General features: G+C 60.2%; 30 protein-coding genes. 23 read left to right on the top strand and 7 right to left on the bottom strand.

What is annotated here, in order from left to right:
* Positions 1-38 precede the first annotated feature (38 nt).
* The gene (locus tag ABMA59_RS03910; protein WP_349004000.1) at positions 39-1358 is read left to right on the top strand and encodes a M24 family metallopeptidase; all 1320 of its coding nucleotides are present in this window, start codon (positions 39-41) and stop codon (positions 1356-1358) included.
* Here the strand turns inward: ABMA59_RS03910 and ABMA59_RS03915 are convergent.
* Both ABMA59_RS03915 and ABMA59_RS03920 read right to left on the bottom strand, forming a co-directional pair.
* Positions 1348-1605 carry a hypothetical protein gene (locus tag ABMA59_RS03915; protein WP_349004001.1) on the bottom strand — a complete coding sequence of 86 codons (258 nt, stop codon included), beginning with the start codon at positions 1603-1605 and terminating at the stop codon, positions 1348-1350. The two genes, ABMA59_RS03910 and ABMA59_RS03915, sit on opposite strands and share 11 nt — an antisense overlap.
* Before the next feature lie 180 nt (positions 1606-1785).
* Positions 1786-2571 carry a PhnD/SsuA/transferrin family substrate-binding protein gene (locus ABMA59_RS03920; protein WP_349004002.1) on the bottom strand — a complete coding sequence of 262 codons (786 nt, stop codon included), beginning with the start codon at positions 2569-2571 and terminating at the stop codon, positions 1786-1788.
* Positions 2572-2688: 117 nt separating this feature from the next.
* Between ABMA59_RS03920 and ABMA59_RS03925 the strand changes: the two genes are divergently transcribed.
* The 12 genes from ABMA59_RS03925 (at position 2689) to ABMA59_RS03975 (ending at position 11397) form a co-directional block, all read left to right on the top strand.
* On the top strand, positions 2689-3783 hold the full coding sequence (locus ABMA59_RS03925) for a tyrosine-type recombinase/integrase (RefSeq protein WP_349004003.1): 1095 nt from the start codon (positions 2689-2691) through the stop codon (positions 3781-3783).
* A 79-nt stretch (positions 3784-3862) separates the two neighbouring features.
* Complete coding sequence (locus ABMA59_RS37120) at positions 3863-4072, top strand: helix-turn-helix transcriptional regulator (RefSeq protein WP_425475862.1); 210 nt, start codon at positions 3863-3865, stop codon at positions 4070-4072.
* An 82-nt stretch (positions 4073-4154) separates the two neighbouring features.
* Complete coding sequence (locus tag ABMA59_RS03930) at positions 4155-4439, top strand: hypothetical protein (RefSeq protein ID WP_349004004.1); 285 nt, start codon at positions 4155-4157, stop codon at positions 4437-4439.
* A 128-nt stretch (positions 4440-4567) separates the two neighbouring features.
* The gene (locus tag ABMA59_RS03935; protein ID WP_349004005.1) at positions 4568-4810 is read left to right on the top strand and encodes a hypothetical protein; all 243 of its coding nucleotides are present in this window, start codon (positions 4568-4570) and stop codon (positions 4808-4810) included.
* Complete coding sequence (locus tag ABMA59_RS03940; protein ID WP_349004006.1) at positions 4797-6161, top strand: hypothetical protein; 1365 nt, start codon at positions 4797-4799, stop codon at positions 6159-6161. Before ABMA59_RS03935 ends, ABMA59_RS03940 begins: the two co-directional genes overlap by 14 nt.
* Positions 6158-6595, top strand: a complete 438-nt coding sequence (locus ABMA59_RS03945; protein ID WP_349004007.1) for a hypothetical protein — start codon at positions 6158-6160, stop codon at positions 6593-6595. The genes ABMA59_RS03940 and ABMA59_RS03945 overlap by 4 nt, the downstream gene beginning before the upstream one ends.
* A 634-nt stretch (positions 6596-7229) precedes the next feature.
* Positions 7230-7634 carry a MerR family transcriptional regulator gene (locus tag ABMA59_RS03950; RefSeq protein ID WP_349004008.1) on the top strand — a complete coding sequence of 135 codons (405 nt, stop codon included), beginning with the start codon at positions 7230-7232 and terminating at the stop codon, positions 7632-7634.
* Entirely contained in the window at positions 7615-8835 is a 1221-nt protein-coding gene (locus tag ABMA59_RS03955) for a phage portal protein (RefSeq protein ID WP_349004009.1), read from the top strand. Before ABMA59_RS03950 ends, ABMA59_RS03955 begins: the two co-directional genes overlap by 20 nt.
* The gene (locus ABMA59_RS03960; protein ID WP_349004010.1) at positions 8832-9278 is read left to right on the top strand and encodes a hypothetical protein; all 447 of its coding nucleotides are present in this window, start codon (positions 8832-8834) and stop codon (positions 9276-9278) included. Before ABMA59_RS03955 ends, ABMA59_RS03960 begins: the two co-directional genes overlap by 4 nt.
* Complete coding sequence (locus ABMA59_RS03965) at positions 9278-9778, top strand: HK97 family phage prohead protease (RefSeq protein ID WP_349004011.1); 501 nt, start codon at positions 9278-9280, stop codon at positions 9776-9778. The genes ABMA59_RS03960 and ABMA59_RS03965 overlap by 1 nt, the downstream gene beginning before the upstream one ends.
* Positions 9779-9794: 16 nt before the next feature.
* Positions 9795-10997: a phage major capsid protein gene (locus ABMA59_RS03970; protein WP_349004012.1), complete on the top strand. Its 1203-nt coding sequence runs from the start codon at positions 9795-9797 to the stop codon at positions 10995-10997.
* Positions 10998-11007: 10 nt separating this feature from the next.
* Positions 11008-11397, top strand: a complete 390-nt coding sequence (locus tag ABMA59_RS03975) for a hypothetical protein (protein WP_349004013.1) — start codon at positions 11008-11010, stop codon at positions 11395-11397.
* Between the two features lie 885 nt (positions 11398-12282).
* Here the strand turns inward: ABMA59_RS03975 and ABMA59_RS03980 are convergent.
* Positions 12283-12441: a hypothetical protein gene (locus ABMA59_RS03980; protein ID WP_349004014.1), complete on the bottom strand. Its 159-nt coding sequence runs from the start codon at positions 12439-12441 to the stop codon at positions 12283-12285.
* Between the two features lie 121 nt (positions 12442-12562).
* Between ABMA59_RS03980 and ABMA59_RS03985 the strand changes: the two genes are divergently transcribed.
* The 9 genes from ABMA59_RS03985 to ABMA59_RS04025 all read left to right on the top strand — a co-directional run bounded on the left by ABMA59_RS03985 (position 12563) and on the right by ABMA59_RS04025 (position 19275).
* Positions 12563-12880 (top strand): head-tail connector protein, encoded by a 318-nt coding sequence (locus tag ABMA59_RS03985; protein WP_349004015.1) that lies wholly within the window; start codon positions 12563-12565, stop codon positions 12878-12880.
* Positions 12867-13280: an HK97 gp10 family phage protein gene (locus ABMA59_RS03990; RefSeq protein ID WP_349004016.1), complete on the top strand. Its 414-nt coding sequence runs from the start codon at positions 12867-12869 to the stop codon at positions 13278-13280. The genes ABMA59_RS03985 and ABMA59_RS03990 overlap by 14 nt, the downstream gene beginning before the upstream one ends.
* On the top strand, positions 13273-13689 hold the full coding sequence (locus tag ABMA59_RS03995) for a DUF3168 domain-containing protein (RefSeq protein ID WP_349004017.1): 417 nt from the start codon (positions 13273-13275) through the stop codon (positions 13687-13689). The genes ABMA59_RS03990 and ABMA59_RS03995 overlap by 8 nt, the downstream gene beginning before the upstream one ends.
* Positions 13686-14009, top strand: a complete 324-nt coding sequence (locus tag ABMA59_RS04000) for a phage head closure protein (RefSeq protein WP_349004018.1) — start codon at positions 13686-13688, stop codon at positions 14007-14009. Before ABMA59_RS03995 ends, ABMA59_RS04000 begins: the two co-directional genes overlap by 4 nt.
* Positions 14010-14055: 46 nt before the next feature.
* The gene (locus ABMA59_RS04005) at positions 14056-14400 is read left to right on the top strand and encodes a phage terminase small subunit P27 family (protein ID WP_349004019.1); all 345 of its coding nucleotides are present in this window, start codon (positions 14056-14058) and stop codon (positions 14398-14400) included.
* Positions 14369-16021 (top strand): terminase large subunit, encoded by a 1653-nt coding sequence (locus ABMA59_RS04010; RefSeq protein ID WP_349004020.1) that lies wholly within the window; start codon positions 14369-14371, stop codon positions 16019-16021. Before ABMA59_RS04005 ends, ABMA59_RS04010 begins: the two co-directional genes overlap by 32 nt.
* 8 nt (positions 16022-16029) lie before the next feature.
* Complete coding sequence (locus ABMA59_RS04015; RefSeq protein WP_349004021.1) at positions 16030-18429, top strand: glycoside hydrolase family protein; 2400 nt, start codon at positions 16030-16032, stop codon at positions 18427-18429.
* A 1-nt stretch (position 18430) separates the two neighbouring features.
* The gene (locus tag ABMA59_RS04020) at positions 18431-18592 is read left to right on the top strand and encodes a hypothetical protein (protein WP_349004022.1); all 162 of its coding nucleotides are present in this window, start codon (positions 18431-18433) and stop codon (positions 18590-18592) included.
* 77 nt (positions 18593-18669) lie between these two features.
* Positions 18670-19275 carry a hypothetical protein gene (locus ABMA59_RS04025; RefSeq protein WP_349004023.1) on the top strand — a complete coding sequence of 202 codons (606 nt, stop codon included), beginning with the start codon at positions 18670-18672 and terminating at the stop codon, positions 19273-19275.
* A 44-nt stretch (positions 19276-19319) separates the two neighbouring features.
* Here the strand turns inward: ABMA59_RS04025 and ABMA59_RS04030 are convergent, their stop codons facing one another.
* The 4 genes from ABMA59_RS04030 to ABMA59_RS04045 form a co-directional block, all read right to left on the bottom strand.
* Positions 19320-19703 (bottom strand): hypothetical protein, encoded by a 384-nt coding sequence (locus tag ABMA59_RS04030; protein ID WP_349004024.1) that lies wholly within the window; start codon positions 19701-19703, stop codon positions 19320-19322.
* Between the two features lie 12 nt (positions 19704-19715).
* Positions 19716-19943, bottom strand: coding sequence for a hypothetical protein (locus ABMA59_RS04035; protein ID WP_349004025.1), 228 nt, complete (start codon positions 19941-19943; stop codon positions 19716-19718).
* The gene (locus tag ABMA59_RS04040) at positions 19940-20353 is read right to left on the bottom strand and encodes a coiled-coil domain-containing protein (RefSeq protein WP_349004026.1); all 414 of its coding nucleotides are present in this window, start codon (positions 20351-20353) and stop codon (positions 19940-19942) included. Before ABMA59_RS04040 ends, ABMA59_RS04035 begins: the two co-directional genes overlap by 4 nt.
* A gap of 992 nt (positions 20354-21345) precedes the next feature.
* The gene (locus ABMA59_RS04045; protein ID WP_349004027.1) at positions 21346-22353 is read right to left on the bottom strand and encodes a fatty acid desaturase; all 1008 of its coding nucleotides are present in this window, start codon (positions 22351-22353) and stop codon (positions 21346-21348) included.
* Between the two features lie 221 nt (positions 22354-22574).
* On the opposite strand from ABMA59_RS04045, the gene ABMA59_RS04050 reads away from it, so the two are divergent.
* Positions 22575-23417 (top strand): helix-turn-helix domain-containing protein, encoded by an 843-nt coding sequence (locus tag ABMA59_RS04050; RefSeq protein WP_349004028.1) that lies wholly within the window; start codon positions 22575-22577, stop codon positions 23415-23417.
* Positions 23418-23488 lie beyond the last annotated feature (71 nt).

A 23488-nucleotide genomic window follows, 5' to 3' on the forward strand; every position in this document is an offset into this window, starting at 1 on the left:
GCCCTGCGGGCGACCCTCCCCACAAGGGGGAGGGTAAAGTGCGCCCTCGCAAGATCGCGCCCTTCCTGCCCGACGAGGAGGCGACACTGCGCGCCGCCGCCCGGCAAAAAGCCGCCGCACTCAACCAGCACGTCCTCGGCTATGGCGATCTCGCCGAAGCCGAATGGGCGGCGGCGAAAATCGCGGCGCCCGACCTTCCGGCCATGCGACGATACCGGCTGGAGCGCATCCGCGCCGAACTGAAGCGCCGCGACTATGCCGGCATGCTGCTCTACGATCCGGTCAACATCCGCTACGCAACCGACAGCACGAACATGCAGCTCTGGGTCGCTCACAATCCGACTCGTCACTGCTTCGTCGCCACCGACGGCCCGGTGGTGCTGTTCGACTATTTCTCCTGCGAGCATCTTTCCGACCATTCCGGCGTCGTTGATGAGGTGCGGCCGGCGGTATCGTGGATGTACCTCTATGGCGGCGAACTCAGTGGCGAGCGCGTCAAACGCTGGGCGGGGCCGATCGCCGATCTCGTCAAGGCGCATGGTGGCGGTAATAAACGCCTCGCCGTCGACCATCTGAACCCAGAAGGTGTTTCCGAACTCGCCCACCTCGGGATCTCCGTCCAAAACGGCGAAGCGGTGATGGAAGAGGCCCGGCTGATCAAGTCGCCCAACGAAATCCTCGCTATGCGCCGGGCGATCGTGGCCTGCGAGGCGGCGATGGCGGAAATGCAAAAGGCGCTGAAACCCGGTATTTCGGAAAACGAGCTTTGGGCGGAATTGCATCGCGGCAATATCACGCGTGGCGGTGAATGGATCGAGACGCGGCTGCTCTCCTCCGGACCGCGAACGAACCCTTGGTTCCAGGAATGCTCGTCGCGAAAAATCGAACAGGGCGACCTCATCGCTTTCGATACCGACCTGATCGGTCCTTATGGATTTTGCGCCGATCTCTCGCGCACTTGGCTCTGCGGCGACGGCGAGCCGTCTGCCGAACAGCGCGAGCTTCATGCCATCGCCGTCGACCAGATCGCCTGCAACATCGAATTGATCCGACCGGGCCTGTCGTTCCGCCAACTGGTGGAACAATCCAAAGTGCCGCCGCCCGATTGCTACCCGGCGCGCTATGGCGTGCTTTATCACGGCGTTGGCTTGGCGGACGAATATCCTACCCTGCCGCATGCCTCCGACTGGACGGCGGACACGCCCGACGGCGTGCTGGAATCCGGCATGGTGGTTTGCGTTGAAAGTTATGTCGGCCGCCTGGGCGGCCATGAGGGTGTCAAGATCGAGGAACAGGTGCTGGTCACCGCAACGGGAAGCGAAACTTTGTCGGCTTATCCGCTTTCGCTCACCGCATAGTGCCGGCCAGCCTGTCGAAGCGTCGCGAGCGCGGATCGCGCTCCTTCCTGCGCCTTTCGGTGTCTACGCGCACCGGGCATTGATCGTTCTCCTCGGTGTCCGCATATAATTCTCCCACCGCCTCCCGCAACTCGCTGCGTTCAGCCGGTGTCAGCTTTTGCTGCTTGATCAGCGCGTAGGCCATGGCGGCGGCGAGAAGCACGGGGCCGGCCACAATGAGCAGCATCCAAGAGGTGGAATCGAACATGGCACGCTCCTCTCAAGATTGAGCATGTGCCGGTAACGCGAAACACACGCCGCCGTTCCCTCGGCGGTCCCGTTCGATGCCCCCAACTATACGCAGCCACGGTTTAGGGCTGAGTCGAGCCCCGGCCGCGGAGCGCCGGGTCAACGGGGACAGACCACTGTGGCCGGCGTAGCGCCCTTGTCAGATCGGCCAGCGCACGACCGGCGAGCCGAGAGCTGCGATATAAGGAAGACCTTTTCGCCTTGCCGTCCAGCCGACGACACGGACGTCTTTTGCTGCCGGCTCGAAGCGCCGCGCCAGCGCCCAGCTTCGGCAGTCGATGGCCGCGAAATCCGCCCCGCCCTCGGCCACCGCGACGATGGAATCGCGATGGCCGCCGCTCTCGATGTGCTCGGAGAAAATATCGATGCTCTCGTCCATCGTCGCCAGGTCGCGTGTCAACGCGATGATGCCGGACATGGAGTCGTCGCTGTTGAAGGCGAGGCGCTTGCCGCGGATCAGGTCGAGCGGAAGGAGCGGTCTTCCGTCTGCCGGGCTCGAAACATGCCCCCCATCGTCAACCCGCATGACCAGCGCGCTCGAATAATACTCGCCCTCGCCGCCCTCATAGCCCGAATAATCCGGCTGGCCGATGACGCGCACATCCGCGGCCAGCCCGAGTTCCAGCGGCCCCCAACACGCCTGTCCGAACAACAGCCTCGGGTGCCGCCACACGGTCGGAAAATCGAGTTGGTCGGGCGGCAGCGTCGCCGGGTCCGGTGCGACCACCGCCCCCGCCGCGTTGCGGATGCCTCCCGGCACAGCCGGCATGTCGGCATTGCGTCGCACCAGCCTTTCCGGCGCGTCGATACCGGCCGCAAGCAGCCGTGCCCGGATCGCCGCCCACTCGGCATCGACCTCGGCGCGGGCCTCCGGCCAGTCATACATCGGCAAGGCAGCTATCCACGTCTTTTCGCGATGTGTCATATGATAGCAATTTCAATCATTTAGGTTATCCGATTTCATCCTGCCAATTCCGTGCTTTCCAAGTTTATTCCGTTAGAGTACAACATTGTCGTACTGAGGCGGAGGCGTGTTGTACCAATGGCCAGCATCATTGAGCGCAAGAAAAAAGATGGCAAGTCGTCCTTTATGGCGCAGATTGTGATCAAGCGCGACGGCAAGATTGCGCACCGTGAGAACAAGACATTCCCCAATCGACGCGAGGCGGTATCGTGGGGGAAACTGCGCAAAGATCAACTTTCGGACCCGGCTACGCTAACCGATGCGACGCGCACCGACCCTACCCTCGCCGGTGTCATTGACAGGTACATTAACGAATCAAAGCGCCTCGGCAGAACCAAACTTCAAGTGCTCAATACGCTCAAGGGCTTCGATCTCGCCGCCAAGCGGTGTTCGCAAATCCGATCCGAACACCTCGTTGCCCTTGCTCGACACCTCGCCGAGACGCGGGACCGCAGCACGGTTTCAAATTACATGCTGTTCTTATCGGGTGTCTTCACAATTGCCCGTCCGGCGTGGGGTTATTCGCTCGACCAGATGGCGATGAAGGACGCGCTCGCCGTTGCGTCCAAGCTCGAATTGACGGGCCGATCGAACCGCCGCGACCGGCGACCGACTGTCGATGAAATGAATAGGTTGATGGCGTTCTTTTGCGGTCGGAAAGCGGACAGTTTGCCGATGGCGCACGTCACTGCGTTCGCGATGTATTCGACCCGAAGGCAGGCTGAAATCACCCGCCTGCGCTGGCCCGACCTTGATGAGGCCCACAGCCGCATCCTCGTGCGCGATATGAAGGATCCAGGCGGCGCGGCGGGAAACGACGTCTACGTTGACCTCCCGCCGGAAGCACTGCGCATCGTACGGGCGATGCCGCGCGTGGCCGAAGAGATTTTCCCGTTCAACTCCGAAACCGTCTCTTGGATGTTCCGCGAAGCCTGCAAGGTCGTCGGCATCAATACGAAAGACACGCCCGACGAAAAGCGATTGAAGTTTCACGACTTGAGGCACGAGGGCGTGTCTCGGCTGTTCGAAATGTCGATGACCATCCCACAGGTTGCGGTCGTGTCAGGCCATCGGTCATGGCAGAATTTGCAGCGCTATAGCCATCTGCGCGCGACCGGCGACAAGTGGGCAAATTGGGAATGGCTCGGAAAAATCGCGCCTATACTCGGATAGCGCTTGACACGTGTGCCTCAAACTTACCCATCAATAATACAGGGGCAATGTCGCACCCTGTATTTATGCAGGAGGCGAAATGCTCACGACCAAAGCTGCAGCGGACTATATCGGCCTATCCGCCTCATGGTTAAACAAATCGAGAATGTCGGGCACAGGCCCGGTTTACCTAAAGGTTGGCGGCGCCGTCCGCTACCTTGCCGCGGACCTTGATGCCTGGCTCGCCGGCCAGCGCAGGACGGGCGTCTATGCGCATTGCAACGACAATGAGCGCGCGAGGGCCGCATGAACCTCGACCAACTCACCATGGAAGAACTCGACGCGTTCGCCGCCCTGGTCGATGAAATTATGGCTGAACGGAGGAATGCAGCATGACCGCGCCGGAACTGGAGCAAGTCAGCGACTATTTTATGATGTGGAAGAATGCCGAGAAGCAATTTCTTGGCATGCTTATACAAAGAATCATAAGAGATGTCCCGGAATTCAATTATGAACTACTCGTTACACATCTTCAATTGGCACAAGAGTATACCCCAACTAGCGCAGACGACCCGCAAGAGGCCGGCCACCTTTTTCTTTACAATAAGTTCTTGGGCGAAATCACCGAAGTTGTGGAGTCGGCGATAAAAATCTCTACTTCTAAAGAAGACGACTAATTCCGCAAAATTTTGCGGGTTATAGGCGGCTCATCCGGCCACTAATCCAGCTGCGATTAAATCGCTGATACCGCCCGCGGCAATGCAGTCGCGGGCGCTTCTGCCTATGAAAATCAGGGAACACTCACTTGAAGATTTTATCCATCCGGCGCCTGCAGGCACCGGGCGCGGAAGCGCGTTTCGACGTCGAGATTAACGAGCAGCTTCGCCTTTTCGGCCTGCTGTTGAAACGGTCGCAGAGCGGCCAGTGGCGCACATACGCGCCCAACTCTTGCGGCAAGCACGTCGCCAGCTTCCACCCGGACTTGGCTACCCGGATTACAGCGGCGGCGACAGCCGCGCTCGGCGGTGCAGCCCATGACCGAAGCTGAGCCGCGTACGGCGAAGCCCGCCAGCCTCCTGTCTCAATGGTGGAGTGTCGGCACCATCCTTACCGATCGCCGCACGACTGGCCGCCACGGCAAAGTAGCCTGGGTTATCATCGAGCGCTTCATGCAGAAGCACGGCAGGGGCCGAGCGTCGGTGCGATTCATCGAAGCCGCGACTGGTCTGTCCAAGGGCATCATCATCAAGGCATGCCGGGAACTGGTCGAGTGGGGGTATTTTCAGCAGATAATTGGCGAGGGCACCCGACCGTCAGAATACATTCCTAGTTGGGCTAGTGTTTCACCCCTGTCGAACTCTAAGGCCATTGTCGCTAGTGTTCCACAGGAGTCGAACACTAGCGTTCCACATGACTCGAACGCTAGCGAGATTAGCGTTCCACCCATGTGCAACGAATCCTACTTACCTGAGCCTGCCGAAAGGCATGGCGTAAAGGTTAGTAGGAATGAAAATACCCTTGGCGCGCCTTCGGCGCCGCTTTCCGCGTGCCTATCGGCAGCGGACGCGGAGACGCCACGGGACCCGTTCGAAAAATTCTGGAGCGCATATCCGCGCAAGTACCAGAAGCCGAAGGCGAAGACGGCATGGGCCAAGGTGGCGCCCGACGCCGACAAGGCCGAGCGCATCATCATCGCGGCCGGCGCCTGGGCCGACCACTACACGGCCAACCCTGTCGAGAAAAAGTGGATCCCGGCACCCGCGAACTGGCTGGCCGGAGAGCGTTACGACGAGGATATCCCCGAGGTGTATGTCGACCCGAAGCAGGCCGCTATAGCGAAGAAGAAGGACCGGCCGGCGAAGGCAAGGCCCAAGGCGTATACGAAGCCGACCGACGGCGTGGTCTACCCACGGCGCGAGTCGGTGACGATATCGAACGCGTACCTGGACGATTACGATGGCACAAAGTGGCTCCACCTCGACCTCACGGAGGACGACGGGAAGAACCACGAATTCACCGTTACCATCGAGTCCTTGAATGAAGACGAGCAGATGAAAGGCCAGCGGACATTACGCCGTATATGTGAAGCAGCCGGCATCGATGCCCCTGACGATACCAGCGAGCTGATAGGCAAAAGCTTTGTGCGCGTTATGCCGAGTAAGTTCGCCCCCGACTTCGAATACGAGCCGCCGCCGTCCGCCGCCGCTGTGCAACGAGCGTTTTGGGGACCGGACCTCGACTATGAATGGAAGCCGCCTGTGAAGCCGCCCCGGCCGCCCATGCCGCGATTCCTGGACAGAGTACGAATGTCGCCCTTCTCGAAAGACGAAGCCGACACCGCAGCCCGAGCCAAGGCATATGCGGCCGGATGCGCAGAGCAGGAAGAGGCCGCAGCATGAACGCCAAAGCCCGGAAGAACTTTCGGCAGGCAGTCATTGGCATCGCCCACGAAGTCGTATTCGATCTCAGCCAGGCGGCGGCACGGTACGTCGCGGACGCCAATCGCCCCGACCTGCTCGACCTAGCCGCAATCGCCCACGGCGCGCTTGTGGAGGGCGTCCCGCTTGAGATCGTGGGCAAGGGCGGACCCTACGCCACTCGCGCCCAGCGAGCCGCGTGGGCTGCCGGGCGGCTATGTGCGGCCTTGTATGCCATACCTCGCGCCTACGCCCTGGTTGATGAGCGCCGAGCCGCGGCGAGCCGGGAAGCAGTACTGGCTCGACGGGCGGAAGCCTACCGGATCGAGGCGAAGGCGGCGTGGCGTGCCGTACCCATCGACGTGCCGTTCCGGGAGCCGAAGCCGAATGCGCGGCTGGATTGGTTACTATCTTAGTGGAATTGATTTGACCGCAACCCGAGGGCAATGCGAAGAAAAGAGAACCGGGCGGGAGTCGCCAAACCGTCCGCCCGGTCTCCGTAGGCGTCAGCCTACTTGCGCTTGATAGTCTCTACGACATGGGTAGCGGGTTTGTTCGTTGCGGTTTTCACCGTAGTGAACTGTCCACTACCTGCGTTGCGTCCAATCTTGGATGACTTGGCCATTTCCATCACCTCCTTTCTGCCGACCGTATCGACTAAGAGATCATAGCAGAACAAACAGCGAATCTACAGACGGAACAGCCCGATACCCACATATTGTGGCCAATGTGGATAACTCACCAATTCATTGAGCTTTTCGGGCCGGCGTAGACATTTTTCTGCGAAATGGCGGTTTTTGGCATTCCTGTGGGGAGTATAATAGGAGGGTGTGAAAATTACCCCTCGCTCACCCGCGCCATCTATCCAGTTTGGAATAGTGGGCGAAGCATAATCATTACACTTTCTGCCCCGACGTAGACAGAACGGCATTTGGTGCGGTCTCAAACCTGCTCCGGAGCCGTAGTAGTAGCAGAGAATGTTCTCCAGCCGCCTCGCGCGGCTTTTTTTAAACCTCATCAAACTTACACTAGCAAGAAAAGAGGCGCGCCATGCGCTACGCTTTGCGCGACCTGTCGCGCGAGGACGCTGCCCGTGCGGCCGGCGTCCCGATCAACACATTAGACGTTTGGGTGCACCGCTACCACGTAGGCGGCAAGCGTGGCAGCGCCAGGCTGTTTTCGCCTAGGGACGTCGCCATCATCGCCAACGCCCGCAAGTTGGAGCGCGCCGGCCTCGCCGTGCCGGAAGCCCTCCGGGTGCTGGAGCAAGCCCTGCACGACCCGCCGGAAGCCGACACGATCCTGGTTATCGAGGACGGCCAGCCGCGGCGTGTGCGAGGCGATTTCAACCTGGCCGCATCGAATGCGGAGAGCGTCACCTGTTTGTGGATTGGCCACATTGCCGATCACGTAATCTCAAAATTGGAGGCGCCGCGTGTGGCCATTCAAAACTAAGCCGGCGCCGATAGAGCAGAAGAGCCTGCAAACCGACGAAGAACTATTGGCGCTGCTCGGCGGCGGCTTGGGTGGCTGCAGCACTATTAGTCGCGCTCAGGCATTCACTGTGCCCGCCGTCCAAAACGCTATCAAGCTCATTTCCGAGTCGGTGGCGCTGGCACACCTGAGCGTCAAGCGACGCGTAGGCGAAGAGGAAGTCGATGTCCCCGAACACCCCGCTCTCGCGCTACTGCGCGGCCAGGTGAATGGATGGACGTCGGGATACGAGTTCCTCCGAGACCTCGTTGTCCAGGCCTTGTCGCAGGATGCGGGCGGCCTGGCCTACGCCAATAAGGTCAACGGTGAAGTTCGCGAGATCATCCGTTACGACTCCGGCATCCTCGCGGTCGCCTATAGCTCCGACGGGACTGGTGAACCGATCTTCCGAATCTCCGGGAAGGTCATCCCCTCTGCGAACGCGATCCACGTCCGCGGGCCGTTCCAGCGGTGTCCTCTATCTCTCGCTGCCGACGCCATCACGGCGGCCAAGACGATGGAGTCCTATGTCGTAAACTTCTGGCAGCAGAGCGCCCGGCCGGGGGGCGTGATCAGTAGCCCGAAGGCGATCGGCGAGGCCGGTGTAACGAAAATGCTCGCCGGCTGGAAAGCCGCATTTGGGGGCGCCGAGAAGGCCGGGCGGACGGCCATCCTCTATGACGGCGCGACCTGGCAGCAAATGACCATGACGTCCGTCGACGCTCAATTGCTAGAACTTCGGAAGTTCCAGCTCTCGGAAATTGCCAGAGCGTTCGGCATTCCGCAGCACATGCTGGGAGTGCTTGAGAGAGCAACATGGGGCAACTACAGCCAGGCCGCGAAAGAGTATCTAACCGCCACCGTGTTGCCGTGGATGCGGGCGGTGGAGTCGGCTCTCGATAGAGCGCTGCTGACCGATGAAGAGCGCGCCGACCACTTCTTCCGCTTCGACCTGGACGACTTCAGCCAAGGCAGTTTGACCGAGCGCGCGACTGCCATCAACGGCCTGATTACCAGCCGCACCATTTCGCCGAACGAAGGCCGCAACTGGCTTGGCCTGCAACCGCGCGAGGGCGGCGATGAGTATGCGAACCCGAACACGGGCAGCAGTCAGCCTGACGCGACACCCGCGGCTCCCACGCCGGATAACGACAATATCGAACCTGAGAAAGAAGCCGCATGACGGTGAACTATGTGACTGCGACCTTCGACGGAAAGAAGCGGCGTTTTGAACTACGCCGCCACCGCATCGCAGCGTTGGAGCGCGCAATGCGGTGGGGCGCCAAGCAGGAAGACGTGGAGATGGGCGCTTCGGCATATGCCGCAATGCGCCGCTTTCATAAGGGCGGATGGACTGCCGACGATATAGAATTGACGTTCGCCTATGCCGGCGAAACGCCATCGCCGAACGAGGCCATGTTCGCGAAAATGGCCAAGGCAGCCCGCCTAGCTGGCCACGACCTCAACGGCGACGACGCTAAACTATTCAATCCCATGCCAGCCATCGAGCGCGACGGGCACGCTGCTTACGCGGCCCTCGCAGAGACGATTTTGCGCGCCGCGTTGATGGGCATTGAGGATGATGAAGCAGAGTTCGACAGCTTTAAGCAGAAGGCTGCGGCATAGTGGAACGCCTCTTTATTGAAACCAAGTTCGCCGCGGCTGATACCGGCGAAATCGAGGGGCTAGCGTGGCCGTTCGGCACGCCCGACCGTGTTGGCGACGTCATCGAAAAAGGCGCCTTTGCCGACGCTAACCTGCCCCTGCCTATGCTTTTTGGGCACGACGGTAACGACCCGCTCGGCTCGTGGTCGGAGGCCGTAGAGGCAGCCGATGGACTACGGCTTAAGGGGCGCTTGTTAGTCGGTGAGGTGCGGCGTGCAGACGAAGTGCATGCCCTCGTTAAGTCTGGAGCCGTACGCGGCATAAGCATCGGCTTCATCACTAGGAAGCATGTCGCTCGTAAGGGCGGCGGGCGCAGCATCTCTAAATTGGAATTGCTGGAGGCGTCGTTAGTGACGATCCCCATGCATCCCGGCGCGCGGGTTACCAGCGCAAAATCTGCCGTTCGCGCGATTCAATTGGCGGCAGCTATCAACAGGACGGCGCAAGCCCTCCGTACCTAAACTAGGATCCTACTACATGAATTTTCATAACGCTGCCCTTGAGTACAAGGGCGACGAAGACGACGCGTCCAACATCGTCACCAAGGCTCTCGCCGATCTTCAGAAGACGGTCGACGATCGACTTAAGGTCATTGAGACCAAGACCGCGGCTAATGACAATGTCAAACTTGTTGATCGCCTCGACAAGCTTGAGACCAAGCTGAACCGCCCGGCCGGCACCAAGACCGACAATGACGAGCAGATCGAAATCGAGCGCAAGGCGCTCATCTCGCTCATGCGCACCGGACTGGACGCCGAGATCAAGGCGGCATCGTCGGACAGCGACCCGGCCGGCGGCTATTTCGTGCTGCCGACTATCGACCTGACCATCCGCAACTTGATGACCGATCTATCGCCGCTTCGCGGCCTGGCCGAAGTCGTCACGATCTCGACCGACCGATACGAGCGTTTCTATTCCAAGAGCGCGCGTGGTGCGCAGTGGGTGTCCGAACGTGACAGCCGTCCGCAGGACACGGCCCGTCCGGAACTCATCAAGCATAGCTACCCGGTGTCGGAACTCTATGCGGCGCCGGCAGCTACCCGTCATCTACTCGATGACGCGGCCACCGACATTGCATCCTGGCTGGTCAACGATGCCACCCACGACTTCGCAGAGACCGAAGGCGAGGCATTCCTTGAAGGCGATGGTGTGGAAGGAAAGCCGCGCGGCCTGCTCGACTATCCGACGCTTGCCACGAAGGACTTCACCCGCGCCTGGGGCAATTATCAGTACATCGCCGCCGGCCATGCTTCGGCGCCGACCGATGCAAACCTCGTTACGGCGTGCATCAACATCGTGGCCAAGTTGCGCAAGCCCTATAAGCCGAACGCGACCTGGCTGATGAACTCGACCACGGCGGCGCGCCTTATGGCGATCGTCGACGAGAATGGCCGCCGTCTCTGGGCACCCACCGGCAACCTCATCGAGGGCGTCGAGCACCCGCTTCTCGGCTACCGTGTCGAGATCGACGAAAACATGCCCGACATCGGCGAGAACACCTTCCCGATCGCCTTCGGCGATTTCCGACAGGGCTACGTCATCGTCGATCGCCAGGGCGTTCGCATCAACCGTGATGAACTCACGGTCAAAGGCCGCGTGATCTTCGATGTCTACAAACGGGTAGGCGGCGGCGCGGGCGATTTCAACGCCATCAAGTTCATCAAGATTGCGGCATCGTAAGGAGGCCACCATGCGGAAAGACAGCTATTCGAACAGTAACGTCGTGGCCTCCCTGGTCCCGGCCGTGCAGGCGGCGACCCTCAAGGGATCGACCGTCGACACCAAGGGTTACGGTTCGGCCCTGCTCATCGTCAACACCGGCGCCATTGTCGGCGCTGGCGACTACGTGGTCACCATGGAGCACAGCGACACAACCACGGACGGCGATTTCGTCACGGTTCCGACCGCCGACAAGATCGGCACCCTGCCGGCCACGCTGGTTGCCAGCACGGTTTATCGGCAGGCATATATCGCAGAGAAGCGATATCTCCGGGCCGTCATCACCAAGACGGGCGGAACCAGCATTGCAGCCGGCGCCGTATTCCAGCTCGGCATGCCGCATCTGGCACCCGTAGCTTAACACCATCGGGCGCGTCATAATGCGGGCACGATTACTCGCCTTCCAAGAGCGAGGGATCAGCGGGCTTGTCCAACAACGATAGAGCAATGCGGGCGCCCAAAACGATCTTCAATGCCGTACAATTGCTCAAAGTCCAGACGCTAGCCGTTAACCTATAGCGGCGAAGGCATCATGCGGACGGTATGCGGGACGCTACCGTCCGCCTTTTCGTTGATTCAAAAAAAGAGGACGCCGAAGCGCCCTCTCAAACTTAAATTTACCTAATGCTTTCTGTTCGCTTTCTTTCTGACTCCTTTCTTTTGGAATATGTTTGCAATTCCACGGGCTACTGAAATGCCCGCACGGACTATAACAAGTATACTAGCTAGATCTTCGATCTCCATTTCCATTACTCCTGTAGATGACTGTTTCGATCATATTTCACCTCATTCACTTGGGGTGACTGGACAAACGGCTGGCCGGTGAATTCCGGCAGACGCGCCACGCCCCTTATACCACAATCCGAGTCCAATAGCTAACGCTGCGTAAGCGGGGAGTGTTGATGCCCAATCGCATAACCGCATGCGGGTGTAGCGTGCCCAAAGGCATGCGTTGCGTCCATGAGCAGGCGCGAACTAAGCAACGCCAACAGGCCAACGACGTGGCACGCGGTAGCGCGGCTAGTCGTGGCTACGACAGCAAGTGGGCACGCGAGAGCAAGGCGTATCTGGCGGCCCTAGGCGACCCGCTGTGTGCATGCGGCTGCGGCAGGCCGGCAGACATGGTCGACCACCGCATTGCCCCGAAGGGCGACATAAAACTGTTTTGGGATCGCAACAACTGGCAGCCGTATAACGGTGCCTGCAATCGTCGGAAGAACATTAGGACCGAAGGCGGGTTTGGTCGCTAGTCTTTCAGCGCCTTCAATGCTTTTCTTATGTTATCTTCCGCGAAACCTATGTCATAGAGAGCACGGTCAGCGTTACCGCGCTTTATGTTGGCCTCGCAATCCTGAACATCGTTCAGTGCTTTCTTTAGCACTTTGACTACTTCGTCTCGGTCCATCGTTGGCCTCCGCTCGCGCCACCATCGCACGACCGGGGGCGGGTCGGCAACTTTGCCCTCGTGACGGGAGACCACCCGCCGCGAACAATTCGCAATTCTCCTTAAATAGGAATTTGAACCCATGGCTATCGTCACGCTTGACGAGCAGAAAGCACACCTCGGCGTGACGTTGGACAACGACGACGCCCTCATTACCCAGCAAATTGATGCGGCGCAGGCGCATCTCGAGTCCCTATTCGGCTACGTCATTGAGACAGAGTTTCCCGACGGGGCACCGGCCGACATCGTTGGCGCGGTCAAGATGCTTGCCGCCCACTACTACGAGAACAGAGAGGCCAGCGTCGTCGGCGTGTCCGTAAACGAGCTACCGCTAGGCGTGTGGAGCGTCGTAACGGAGCGGCGAGCCTACAGTTTTGGGTATATCGATGGCGAAGAGTAGAGACCTTATCTCCGTCCAGCGTGCCTTTGCCGCCATCCCGAAGGCCGCCCGCAAGGTGATCGACAAGGCGCTCCAACAGGGCGCGGACGAAATGGTGGCGCGTATGAAGTACCTGGCGCCCGTGGACGACGAGGACGGCGGAGAATTGCTGGACTCCATCCGCAAGGAACCGGGACCGGACCCGTTGTCCATCACGGTTACGGCGGGCGGGCCGACGACTACGAGGCAGACCGAGCGCGGGCCATACGACTATTCGCTGGCCGCCGAGTATGGACGTCAAGGCGAAGGTGGCGAAGCGCAGCCGTTCTTTTGGCCATCCGTCAACACGACGAAAAAGCGTGTCCGGCGGCGTGTCGACCGCGCGATTAGCAAGGCCGTAAAGGAGGCTTGGAGTGAGTGAAGCCAGCCTGGCAGCGCAGAAGCTTGCGCGCCAATCCATGCTTGCGCGGCCTGCCCTTTTAGCGCTGGTCGACGGGCAGAGCATCTTTGATCGGCATAGCCGGCCAGAGATATGGCCGTGCATCGTATTGGGCGAGGCGCAAGTTGTCGACGATTCCGCGGACTGTGTCGACGGCAGCGACGTCTACCTAACCATCCACGTCTGGACGAAGGAAGACAGCTTCGTCCAGTGCAAGTCGATCGCCGGAGAAGTCAGGCGCGCGATGCGTGACGTAACGGGCTTGGTCGACGGCTTTGACCTGGTCTTCGACTTCGAGGACGCGCGCTATCTACGCGACCCTTCCGGCGAGCATTCGCACGGCGTTCTGACGTTCCATGCCATCGCCGAAGACACCGTGGGGATCCTATGAGAGCGGGTAGATTAGACCGTGCAATTGCGGTGGAACGCGCATCGTCTGTCGTCAACGAGTATGGCGCCACGGTCGCCCATTGGGGGCCTGTAGCGACCCTGAGAGCGCAGCTTATCGAAGCGACTACCGACGAATTCCAGCGTGCATATGGTGCCTCCAGCGAGACCGCTACGGTGTTCCGCACAAGGTGGTTGGACGGCGTAACCGTGGCCGACCGCGTTGCCTATCAAGGCTCGCACCTAGGCATTGTCCAGGTCAAAGAGATCGGAAGGCGGCGCGGCCTTGAACTGCGCTGTACGCGAATTGGCCAGGGGTCGTAAGGCAGAAGTCCGGGCGCTGGACGGCGCGCTAAGCAAGGTGCCTAACGTGCCTGAAGCCATGCCGGAGCGGGCTGCTAAGGAGTGGCGCAAGGTGCTCGGCGTGCTTGTCGCACAGCGTAAGATAGCCAGCCACGAGCTTCCCATTGTCGATGCATACTGCCGTATCGTCTCGCACATTGCCGACTGCGAAGCGGCGATAGCCATACACGGACTCACGATGGTTTCGCCCACTGGCGAGACGAAGCGCCGACCAGAAACCACCATGCTCAAAGAGTTCCACGCCACCCTTGCCCGGCTTGCCGGCGAGCTTGGGCTGACGCCCGCAAGCCGCACTAAAAACAAGGGAGGCGCCGTTGGAGATGACGAAGACGACGCCCTTGGCGACATCTGACGGATACACGGCAGGCGCAGATACTTCGAAACACCTCAACTGGATATTCGACCAAAGTGAAATCCAAGACCCCCATGGCAAGGGTGAGCGTGCCGTCCGATTTATCAGGGCTTTGCGCCACCCTAAGTCGGGGCACGCCAGCCGCCAATTTCAGCTTGATGCTTGGCAGGAGCGCATTATTCGCCGCGTCTATGGCGACACCGCCCCGGACGGCACGAGGAAAATCAAGACAGTCTTCGCGCTAATCCCGCGCGGCAACCGCAAGACTACACTCGGCGCCACACTCGCACTCCTACACCTTGGCCCGGAGCGTATACCGCGTTCGCAGGTGATCAGCGCCGCGGTCGACCGAGACCAGGCGCGCATCGCGTTGGAAGAGATGGTCGGCATTATCGGCGCCCACCCGCGCACCGAAGAAGCCTTTGCGGTTCAGGATACCAAGTCACGCATAACGCATAAAAGGTCCAGCGCGCAGTACCGAGCCATGTCTGCAGATGCGGCCACGGCGCATGGCAGGACGCCCGTGTTCGCTCTGGTCGATGAGCTTCACGCATGGAAGAAGCGCGGGCTGTGGGACGCTATTAAGACCGGCCTGGTTAAGACGCCAGGCAGTTTGCTTGTCGTCACCACAACGGCAGGCGTAGGCCACGAGAACCTTGCATATGATATGTACAAATACGCCAAGGCGGTGGCGTCCGGGCAGATCGTAGACGAAGCATTTTTACCAATACTATTCGAGGCGGATGCCGACGAGGACTGGCGCGACGAAGCCGTTTGGCATCGCGTTAATCCTGGCCTTAGCTGCAGCCCGCCATATCCCGACATCGACGGCATGCGCCAAATGGTGCGGGAGGCGGAGCATCGGCCTGCCGATCGGGAGATGTTCCGGCAACTCCACCTTAATGTCTGGCTCGACGGCGCGGCCAACCCCGAATGGGACTTGGCCATATGGGACGAGAACGCCACGCCCTATGACCTAGAGGCGCTACGCGGACGCAAGGCATGGCTCGCAGTCGATCTATCCAAACGCATCGACCTTAGCGCCGTCGCCTGCACTATCGAGATGGACGACGATAAGTTCGCACTGCATGTCACCGGCTTCAGTCCCGAAGCACAGTTGCGCAGGCGTGCCGACAATGACTCCGCACCGTATCCATTATGGGTGCAACAGGGATGGCTGGTTGCCTGTCCTGGCGACATCATCGATCGGCTGATTATTGAAGATCACATACGCGCACTGTGCGACATGTTTGACGTGCAAGAGGTGGTGTTCGACGTCGCCCTTGCGCGCGAGTTAATGGAAAACCTAGAGGCCAGCGGCATCCCGGTTGCGGCATTTCCGCAGACGTTGATGAACTTCGCCAAGCCGGTCGACACGTTCGAGGACTTGTTCCTCAATCGGCGGCTATGCCACGGCGGCAATCCCATGTTGCGATGGGCGGTAGGCAACACCGTCATGATGCGGGACCAGACCGACAATAGGCGCCCCAATAAAGCCCGCTCCGCAGACCGCATTGATCCGGCCGTGGCAGCCATCATGAGCGCGTCGAGAGCAGAACAGGGTGCATCCGGCCGCTCTTCATATGACAGCGCGCCCGATGACGCAGTCTATTTTGTTTAAGGAATTACATGGCCAATCCCGAATCTAAACGCCTAGCGATCGACGTCATTGCGCGCGTCGACAAGTTGGAGAAAGAACTCCGCAAAGGCTCCAAGGCGGCGAATGATAACTTCTCGAAAATAGAAGATCGCGGCAAGCGCATGTCTGCCCGGCTGGAGGCCGACATTGGCGGCGCAGCGGGCCGTGTAGGCGGTCTGCTGAAGAACTTCGGGGCTGGATTACTTGGCGGTGCGGGCGGACTTACCGGCCTTGCAGCGGCGGCTGGCGCAGTCGCTAAGAGCGTGGCGTCGGTCGGTGATGCTGCGAAGCGTGCCGGCTTGTCGACCACTGCGTTCCAGGAATTGGCCGCGGTCGCTAAGGCCAACCGCATCGAGGTTGACGCCCTCACGGATGGCATGAAGGAGCTTGCCCTTCGTGCCGACGAATTCATAACCACGGGCGCCGGGAGTTCCGCGGAGGCGTTCCAGCGTCTCGGCTACGACGCGACCACGCTGAAAGAGAAACTGAAAGACCCGTCCGCACTCTTTACCGAGATCATCGGTAAGCTTGGCCAACTGGACAAGGCCGCACAGATACGCATTGCTGATGAGGTGTTCGGCGGGACTGGCGGCGAGAAATTCGTCCAGCTCATAAGCCAGGGCGAAGCCGGCATCCGCAAGCAGATAAAAGCCGCGCACGACATGGGCCAGGTGCTCGATGCCGACGTCATCAAGCGCGCCGACGAGATCGATAAAAAATTCAACGCCATCTCGGCGACTGTGGCCGGCTGGGTGCAGCCGAAGGTCATTTCGTTCCTCGACGACGTGCTCGGACTGCTGGACCGTATCAAGCCGCTCGAAGTGCGGATGGATAGCACGATCAACGAAGACCTTGCTGACCTTGGCAAGCAGCGCTTGGAATTAGAACGCCGCCGCATCGACATCGACACCCGCCAGGCACGTGGCGATCGTGGCATGGGCGACGGCGTTCTAGGCTTTGGCGAAACCGATTTCGGTACGGCACGGCAGGAGCTTCAGCGCGACAGCGAGGCCCTGGCCGAAAACGAACGCCGAATAATGGACGTGGTGAAGGCGCGGCAAGCCGAGAATAAGGCCATGTCCGAGACACCGATTGCGGAGGACCGCGCTACTCGCGCACGTGGCGAGGATGCATTCATACTGCCCGACACAGTGGGCGAAACGCCGACGCGGCGCACCGATCCTTACTTCGCCGACGCGCAGGCGGATGAGGCGGGCAAGAAGGTCGGCGAGAGCGCCGCGGTGGAACTGGTAAAGAAGTTCGAAGGCTTCATCTCCAAAGCCAAGTGGGATGTGAACCACTTCCGCGTCGGCTTTGGTTCGGACACTATGACGGACGCGGCTGGCCGCATTAGCAAGGTCACGGCAGAGTCCGTCACGTCTTTGGAGGGCGCCAACCGCGACCTTGCGCGGCGGATTGCGGAGTTCCAAGGCGCTATCCAAAACACGATTGGCAGCGATGTATGGCGGTCGTTTAGCGAGGAACAGCAGGCCGCGCTAACGTCGGTCGCCTATAACTATGGCAGCCTGCCCGACAGGATTGTGGCGGCTATCGAATCCGGCAACCCGGAGAAGATCGGTATCGCCATCCGCGACCTTGGCGACGACAATGACGGCATAAACCGCAAGCGGCGATCAGCCGAGGCAGACCTATTCCTCTCCGGGAGCGGCAGTGGCAATACGCCGGCCATCGAAGCTGCCGAGGCGCATAAGGCCGCCATCGATGACCTGCAGGCGTCTTATGAAAGCCTGGCCGATATCGGCGTGGGTGCGGCTAAGTCGCTTGCGAATGCCCTTGCCGACGGGAAGCTCGAAGCCAGCGAGCTTGTGGCGATCCTAGCCGACGTTGCGCAGCAACTTCTATCTATGCCTGCGTTCCCCACGGCGGGCGGGACGGGTGGCGGTGGTTCGCTGGGCGGCAGTATCCTTAGCGCTTTGCTGGGCGGACTAGGCGGCGGGGGCAGCGACCCGTGGGCTGGCTTACGGCTAGCCGGTGGTGGCAGGGTCCGCGGTCCGGGCGGGCCGACAGGCGACAAGATTCCCGCAATGCTTAGTGATGGCGAGCATGTCACACGTTCGGCCATGGTCAGAAAACATGGTGCTTTGCTCGATGCCATTAACGCCGACCGCGTGCCGCACTTAGTCGATGGTGGGCTTGTTGGTGCCATGCCGCGCATTAGTACGCCAGCCATCCCGCAGCGGGCAGTAACGTCGCAGGAAGTGACCCTTCGCGTCATTGGCGAGGAAGGTCCCATGTTCCGCCCGACCATCCAAGCCGAAAGCCAGGGTGTCGCCGTGCGCGTTGTGCGTCAGGGCATCGGGCAGTACGACCGAGAGGCCAAGCGAGCATTTCCGAAACGCATGGCTGAAGCACAAATTAGGGATTTCTAAAATGCCACAAGCTCTACTCGCACTCCCCGGCATTATCGCAGCCGGCGGCATCGGTGGCGCCGTATCTGGCACATTCTTCGGTGGCTCGGCTTTGGTAGCTGGCGTGATCAATATCGGCTTCTCCGTCGGTACGTCTGCCGGCGCGAAGTTGGTGCGGCGATGAGTGTATACGCAAGCCGCCGCTTTACCGATCGTGTCGAAATCCTATCTGACACGCTCGTGTGGGATCCGCAGACGGGCATGGCGCAGGCCGTCATGCTCAAGCTGCAGCCGGCCGGACAACTTCCGCTCATACTCACGTCACGCGGCGACATGGGGGTGCTGGCGCACTTCGGCCAGGGGTTGATGGCGGCTTCTGCGGCAGGTTCGGTCGACGGCGCGCTTGACCAGTTTAATGCGTTCCTGCGTTCGGAGATGGCCGCTAACCGCAATTGGCCGAAGGAACAGGATCTCTTCATAGCCGGATTTTCGGAGACGCGCGGCGCGTTTCATTGGCATGCCGAGATCGATGCAGGCGCGAAATGGCGAACCGATCTCCCAGATTTCGTCGCCGGCATTCCGCTAGACGATAGCGAGGTTGCGGCAACCGGCATCGACATCGACGCGGAGGCGGCATTCGTGCCGTCTACCTTGCGGCTGTTCGAAGCGTGCCGCAGCAAGCCGGTATTCCATGGTGGGCCGGCCCTCGGCGGCCAAGTGGTGTTGACGACGATAACGGCGGACGGCTTCAAGGCCGAAGTCATCGCGTACTGGCTGGATTTGCTGGGCAAGGTGCCGTCGCCATCCGAGCCATTGCGGCGCATCGGCGCAGTCGGTGGTCCGATGATGATGGGCGTGGCGGCGTAGGCCGCGCAGGCGTCGATCGTCGACGAGGCGCGGGGGTTGGCGGGTTAAAACGAAGGATTAGTTATTTCGTATTCGCGCCCGTCAAGCTTAAGGCTTGGCGTTGTAAGTACCAAACTGAATCTCTTGAAGAGCTTGAAAAACTCATCATAAGACAGTTCTAGATCAAATTCCTTGAATCGGAGCGTTCCTTCCGCGGTAATCTGCGTATTGACATCGTCGAACCCTTCACCATCCGCCACAATTGCTCGCACCCACATTCCGCGAGAAGAAGTATGCTCGTGCATGCGAATGCCGACGACATAAGAATCTTTTCCAAGTCCACATCGCTCGCGGAAAAAGCTTTGAATCGATTTATTGTCGGCCTCGTCCGCAGCAACAGTGCCTTTCCAATCGTTATACTGGACTCCTGCTTCAAATCTCTCTGGCATCATTCCCTCCAGTCAGTTGCGCCAAGTCTGCTTGAACTCTTCATCGAACCACTGCTCTACATCGTGCCGCGCGCCCATTATAGAACGAAACTCGAAATACTGGCCATAGCCCTTCTTCTCCGCCCAAGTCTTAAAGTCGGAAAAGCTTGGCGGAATCATCGGGTCAATGGGGATGTTGCATTCCCCTGCCCATAAAGCGCACATGTGACGAATTGCCTTTTCAGCTTCATCCTTCTTCATCCGGGGAATTCCTGAAGCAGACCAAAGTTGCCTTGGCACTTGGGGCATTGGTGCATAACATCTAGGATGTTTGATAGCGGAACGTGTTTTCCGTCGCCCATGCACACAGGACACATGGGCTTGCCGCGTGGTTTTCCGTCAGGTCCTGCTTTGTACTGATATCCTCGAAACTCGACAAGTTGCGATGTTTGCTCAAAGCGTGCCTTAAGTTCGGCTATTTCTCGATCTTTCGCGCGTAGTTCCTCATTTGCATCCGCGAGAGCCATTCGAATATCGGCTACGGAACTATAAAGGTCGGCCATGCGTGCTTTGAGTTCACCCTGACTCAACCCCTTATCAATGTCACGCAGTTCCTTGATGACACCAAGTACCTGTGATGCTGCCGCAAGTGTCTCGACAAAAGTTGCCATTGTAGCCTCCGCCACGACACTCTCTCACGGGCACGGGCGGGAGTCGATCCTTGCCGCCCGACTTGCCTGCGCTACATCAACAAATGCGTCCTGAGATCGCGGGGCGTGGTTCGGTGAACGACTGCGGCGCTCCGTGGTCAGGGCGGGCGGTTGGTTGGTAACGGCCGCGCGTCTCTCCCCCGTGTGGGGTGTTGATTTTTTCACGAATCGGGCGGAAAGTGTCCGGTGGGTGTAGCAACCCGGACTCGAATATCTTCGGCACCTTGGCGGGCGCCGGATGAAGCGCAAGATCCTTGGCGGGATCGAGGCGCAACCAGGACGCCTTGGCGGGCGGCCTAACTCGGCTGTTATGGCCGGGAGAGGCCGTAATGTCCAGAGCGAAAGCTTAAACGCGTCCTACCCGTTTCGAGCGGGTTGCTAACTCCCGGCTGCCGGCCGCACGACCGGAGAACGGCTTTAGCAAGCCAACTCGAAAGTCGAACTCATGACCCTCACCACCCTTGAAAGACCCACCACCCGCGCCCGACCAGCCGCCCCGCCGCCTGCCGACCTATACACCTACGAAGTCGGCACCTGCGTCTCGCACCGGGACCACCCGATGCCATCGCTGGTCATGTGCCGATCAAAGACAGGTAAAGGTATGGAACTCTATGGCGTTCGATCGTTCGCTTATGAGGATCCGAACCGCGACAGGCTTATCCTGGGCAGCAGCCTCAAGGTGCCGGACGAGGCGGATTGCAAAGTGTGTCTGCTATGCGCGACGGGGTTGTGTCCTAGACGGCAGTGCGCCTGAACGCCCTGCCCTATCCTACGAGAACCCCGCTTCGGCGGGGTTTTTCTTGGCTAGCCGGTACGACATTCGTACAACACGACACCTGAAAGCCTTACGGCATATGCCTTTCCGGCCAGTCGTACATCGGCAATGCGGCTATGAAATCGCTCATGCGGAAGGCATTGAGATCAGGCGGCGCCGGAATGCAAGGGCGACGTCCTTACTCCTTCGGCGGCTCGGCCGGCACCGGCACCGAGCCCATGCCGTTCAGCGAACGGGCGCGCACGCGCGGCTTGAACGCGCGGCCGATCTCCGGTGCGCGGCGCAGCGCCGGGTGCACCACCGGCTCCTTGGCGCGCAACCCGTAACTCTTCAGCAGCGCCAGATAGTTCGGGAACACGTAGCCGTGGTTCATCGCCAGCCATTCGTCGCGGCGGGCGCGGAACATAGCGGGCAATCTGTACCAGGCGACGGTCGGGTTCTTGTGATGCACCAGGTGCAAATTGTTGTTGAGGAACAGGAAGGCGAAGGGCGAACGCTCGACGATGATGGTGCGCCCGTCCGGCCGCTCCGACCACTGGTGCTCGGCGAAAGTCCTCACCGAAATCAGCGACTGGCCGAACCAGACGGCGAGCAAATAATCCCAGATCGGAATACCAAAGCCGAACAGCAGGATCGGCAGCACGATCGCCAGCCCGACGCCATGCAGCAGCCACGCCTTTCGCACGGCGCGGTCGCCGGCGGCGATCAGCTTCGCTTCGGCCAGCAGGAAACCGGGCGTGCCGAGCAGTGGCCCGATAACGAAGCGGCCGATCATGGTGTTGTTGACGTCCAGCAGGAAACGCAGCCAGCCCGGCAGTGCGCCGTGCTGGTAGAAGCAACGATAATAGGATTCGGGGTCGTCGAAGGGATCGGTGAGGCTCTCGTCCGCGTGATGTTTGAGATGCAGCGACCGGAACCGCCGGAACGGATAGACCAGCCCGATCGGCAGGCCCACCAGCAACTCGTTGACCCAACCCTTTCGCGTCGGATGGCCGTGGCACGCCTCGTGCATCAGCGAGGATTGCAGCGCCAGCACGATGCCCATGAGGAAGATCGCAACGACCGGATAGGCCGGCCAGACGATGCCGCCAAGCAGCGCCCAGGCGCCGTAAGTTGCGATGATCAGGAGGACGGTCGGCCACTCCAGTGGCCCGACCGCCTGCCCCCTGCGCCCATATGCTTTCATTCTATCGACCACTGCCCCCAGTCGCCGGAATCCAAATCGATTCCTGACAGCATTGTGTCAGGAGTCGGCGCGGGTCTCAACGCGACAATGCGCAGAAAATGTTGTGATTGCGCACTTCTGGCCTCAAATGTTATGGAAAGTAAACATTCTGCGGATTCATATGCCCGTATCGGGCCCAAAATCAGGCCAAAGGGGTATGGCATACTCCGCAAGGAGGCGATGTGGACAAGCGCGATCTTTCAAGCCTGTTTCGCGAGCGTTTGCGCACGCTCCTGCAAAGATATGCCGGGAATCAGTCGGCTTTCGCGGCTTCCATCGGCATCGATCGCTCGGCCCTGTCGCAGATGCTGTCGGAAGCCTCGACGCGCCTCCCCCGCGCCGAAACGCTGCTCACCATCGCCGCCGAGCACAAGGTGTCGCTCGACTGGCTGATGGGGCTGAGCCACGACGAGGGCCTGACCGGAGAAATCCGCGAGAGTTTCGAGATCGAGGAAGGCTCCGGCAATTTCGACGACACCTTGCTCGCCAGTTGGCATGCGGAGGCCGTCGGCACGAAAATCCGCTACGTGCCGGCCGGCATTCCCGACCTGCTGCGCACCGAGGCGCTGATCGACTACGAAGCGGAAATATCAAACCGCAGCCGCGAGGCGCAGGCCGGCGAAACCCGCTACCGCATCGACTACAACCGCCGGCCCGAGACCGACATGGAAGTCTGCATGCCGCGCCACACGCTGGAAATCTTCACACGCGGGCTCGGCGTCTGGTCCGGCTTTCCGGAGGAAGCCCGCCGCGCGCAACTGCGCCACATGGCGACCCTGCTCGACGAACTCTATCCGACCTTCCGGATGTTCCTCTATGATGGGCGCATGCGCTATTCGGTGCCCTACACCATCTTCGGGCCCTACCGCGTCGCGGTCTATGTCGGAGACATGTATCTGGTGCTCAACGCCACCTCGGCGGTGCGGACCTTGACCCGGCATTTCGACAATCTCATCCGCTCCGCCGAGATCAACCCGCACGAGGCGCCGGGTTTTGCCGCCAATCTCGCCGAGATGCGATTTTGAAGGGCGCGGCCGCGGTTAGGGCTCACAAATCGCCTTCAAGCCCGCCGAACTTCCTTGACCAGACATAAAGA

Origin of the sequence: Mesorhizobium yinganensis (genome assembly GCF_040081985.1) — a bacterium.
Taxonomy (GTDB): Bacteria; Pseudomonadota; Alphaproteobacteria; order Rhizobiales; family Rhizobiaceae; genus Kumtagia; species Kumtagia yinganensis.

Excerpts from the sequence above, each read along its gene's own strand:
- ABMA59_RS03915 (WP_349004001.1), bottom strand. The coding sequence starts at position 1,605 with ATGTTCGATTCCACCTCTTGGATGCTGCTCATTGTGGCCGGCCCCGTG.
- ABMA59_RS03920 (WP_349004002.1), bottom strand. The coding sequence starts at position 2,571 with ATGACACATCGCGAAAAGACGTGGATAGCTGCCTTGCCGATGTATGAC.
- ABMA59_RS03925 (WP_349004003.1), top strand. The coding sequence starts at position 2,689 with ATGGCCAGCATCATTGAGCGCAAGAAAAAAGATGGCAAGTCGTCCTTT.
- ABMA59_RS37120 (WP_425475862.1), top strand. The coding sequence starts at position 3,863 with ATGCTCACGACCAAAGCTGCAGCGGACTATATCGGCCTATCCGCCTCA.
- ABMA59_RS03930 (WP_349004004.1), top strand. The coding sequence starts at position 4,155 with ATGACCGCGCCGGAACTGGAGCAAGTCAGCGACTATTTTATGATGTGG.
- ABMA59_RS03940 (WP_349004006.1), top strand. The coding sequence starts at position 4,797 with ATGACCGAAGCTGAGCCGCGTACGGCGAAGCCCGCCAGCCTCCTGTCT.
- ABMA59_RS03945 (WP_349004007.1), top strand. The coding sequence starts at position 6,158 with ATGAACGCCAAAGCCCGGAAGAACTTTCGGCAGGCAGTCATTGGCATC.
- ABMA59_RS03950 (WP_349004008.1), top strand. The coding sequence starts at position 7,230 with ATGCGCTACGCTTTGCGCGACCTGTCGCGCGAGGACGCTGCCCGTGCG.
- ABMA59_RS03960 (WP_349004010.1), top strand. The coding sequence starts at position 8,832 with ATGACGGTGAACTATGTGACTGCGACCTTCGACGGAAAGAAGCGGCGT.
- ABMA59_RS03970 (WP_349004012.1), top strand. The coding sequence starts at position 9,795 with ATGAATTTTCATAACGCTGCCCTTGAGTACAAGGGCGACGAAGACGAC.
- ABMA59_RS03975 (WP_349004013.1), top strand. The coding sequence starts at position 11,008 with ATGCGGAAAGACAGCTATTCGAACAGTAACGTCGTGGCCTCCCTGGTC.
- ABMA59_RS03980 (WP_349004014.1), bottom strand. The coding sequence starts at position 12,441 with ATGGACCGAGACGAAGTAGTCAAAGTGCTAAAGAAAGCACTGAACGAT.
- ABMA59_RS03985 (WP_349004015.1), top strand. The coding sequence starts at position 12,563 with ATGGCTATCGTCACGCTTGACGAGCAGAAAGCACACCTCGGCGTGACG.
- ABMA59_RS03990 (WP_349004016.1), top strand. The coding sequence starts at position 12,867 with ATGGCGAAGAGTAGAGACCTTATCTCCGTCCAGCGTGCCTTTGCCGCC.
- ABMA59_RS04000 (WP_349004018.1), top strand. The coding sequence starts at position 13,686 with ATGAGAGCGGGTAGATTAGACCGTGCAATTGCGGTGGAACGCGCATCG.
- ABMA59_RS04010 (WP_349004020.1), top strand. The coding sequence starts at position 14,369 with ATGACGAAGACGACGCCCTTGGCGACATCTGACGGATACACGGCAGGC.
- ABMA59_RS04015 (WP_349004021.1), top strand. The coding sequence starts at position 16,030 with ATGGCCAATCCCGAATCTAAACGCCTAGCGATCGACGTCATTGCGCGC.
- ABMA59_RS04020 (WP_349004022.1), top strand. The coding sequence starts at position 18,431 with ATGCCACAAGCTCTACTCGCACTCCCCGGCATTATCGCAGCCGGCGGC.
- ABMA59_RS04025 (WP_349004023.1), top strand. The coding sequence starts at position 18,670 with ATGGCGCAGGCCGTCATGCTCAAGCTGCAGCCGGCCGGACAACTTCCG.
- ABMA59_RS04030 (WP_349004024.1), bottom strand. The coding sequence starts at position 19,703 with ATGCCAGAGAGATTTGAAGCAGGAGTCCAGTATAACGATTGGAAAGGC.
- ABMA59_RS04035 (WP_349004025.1), bottom strand. The coding sequence starts at position 19,943 with ATGAAGAAGGATGAAGCTGAAAAGGCAATTCGTCACATGTGCGCTTTA.
- ABMA59_RS04040 (WP_349004026.1), bottom strand. The coding sequence starts at position 20,353 with ATGGCAACTTTTGTCGAGACACTTGCGGCAGCATCACAGGTACTTGGT.
- ABMA59_RS04045 (WP_349004027.1), bottom strand. The coding sequence starts at position 22,353 with ATGAAAGCATATGGGCGCAGGGGGCAGGCGGTCGGGCCACTGGAGTGG.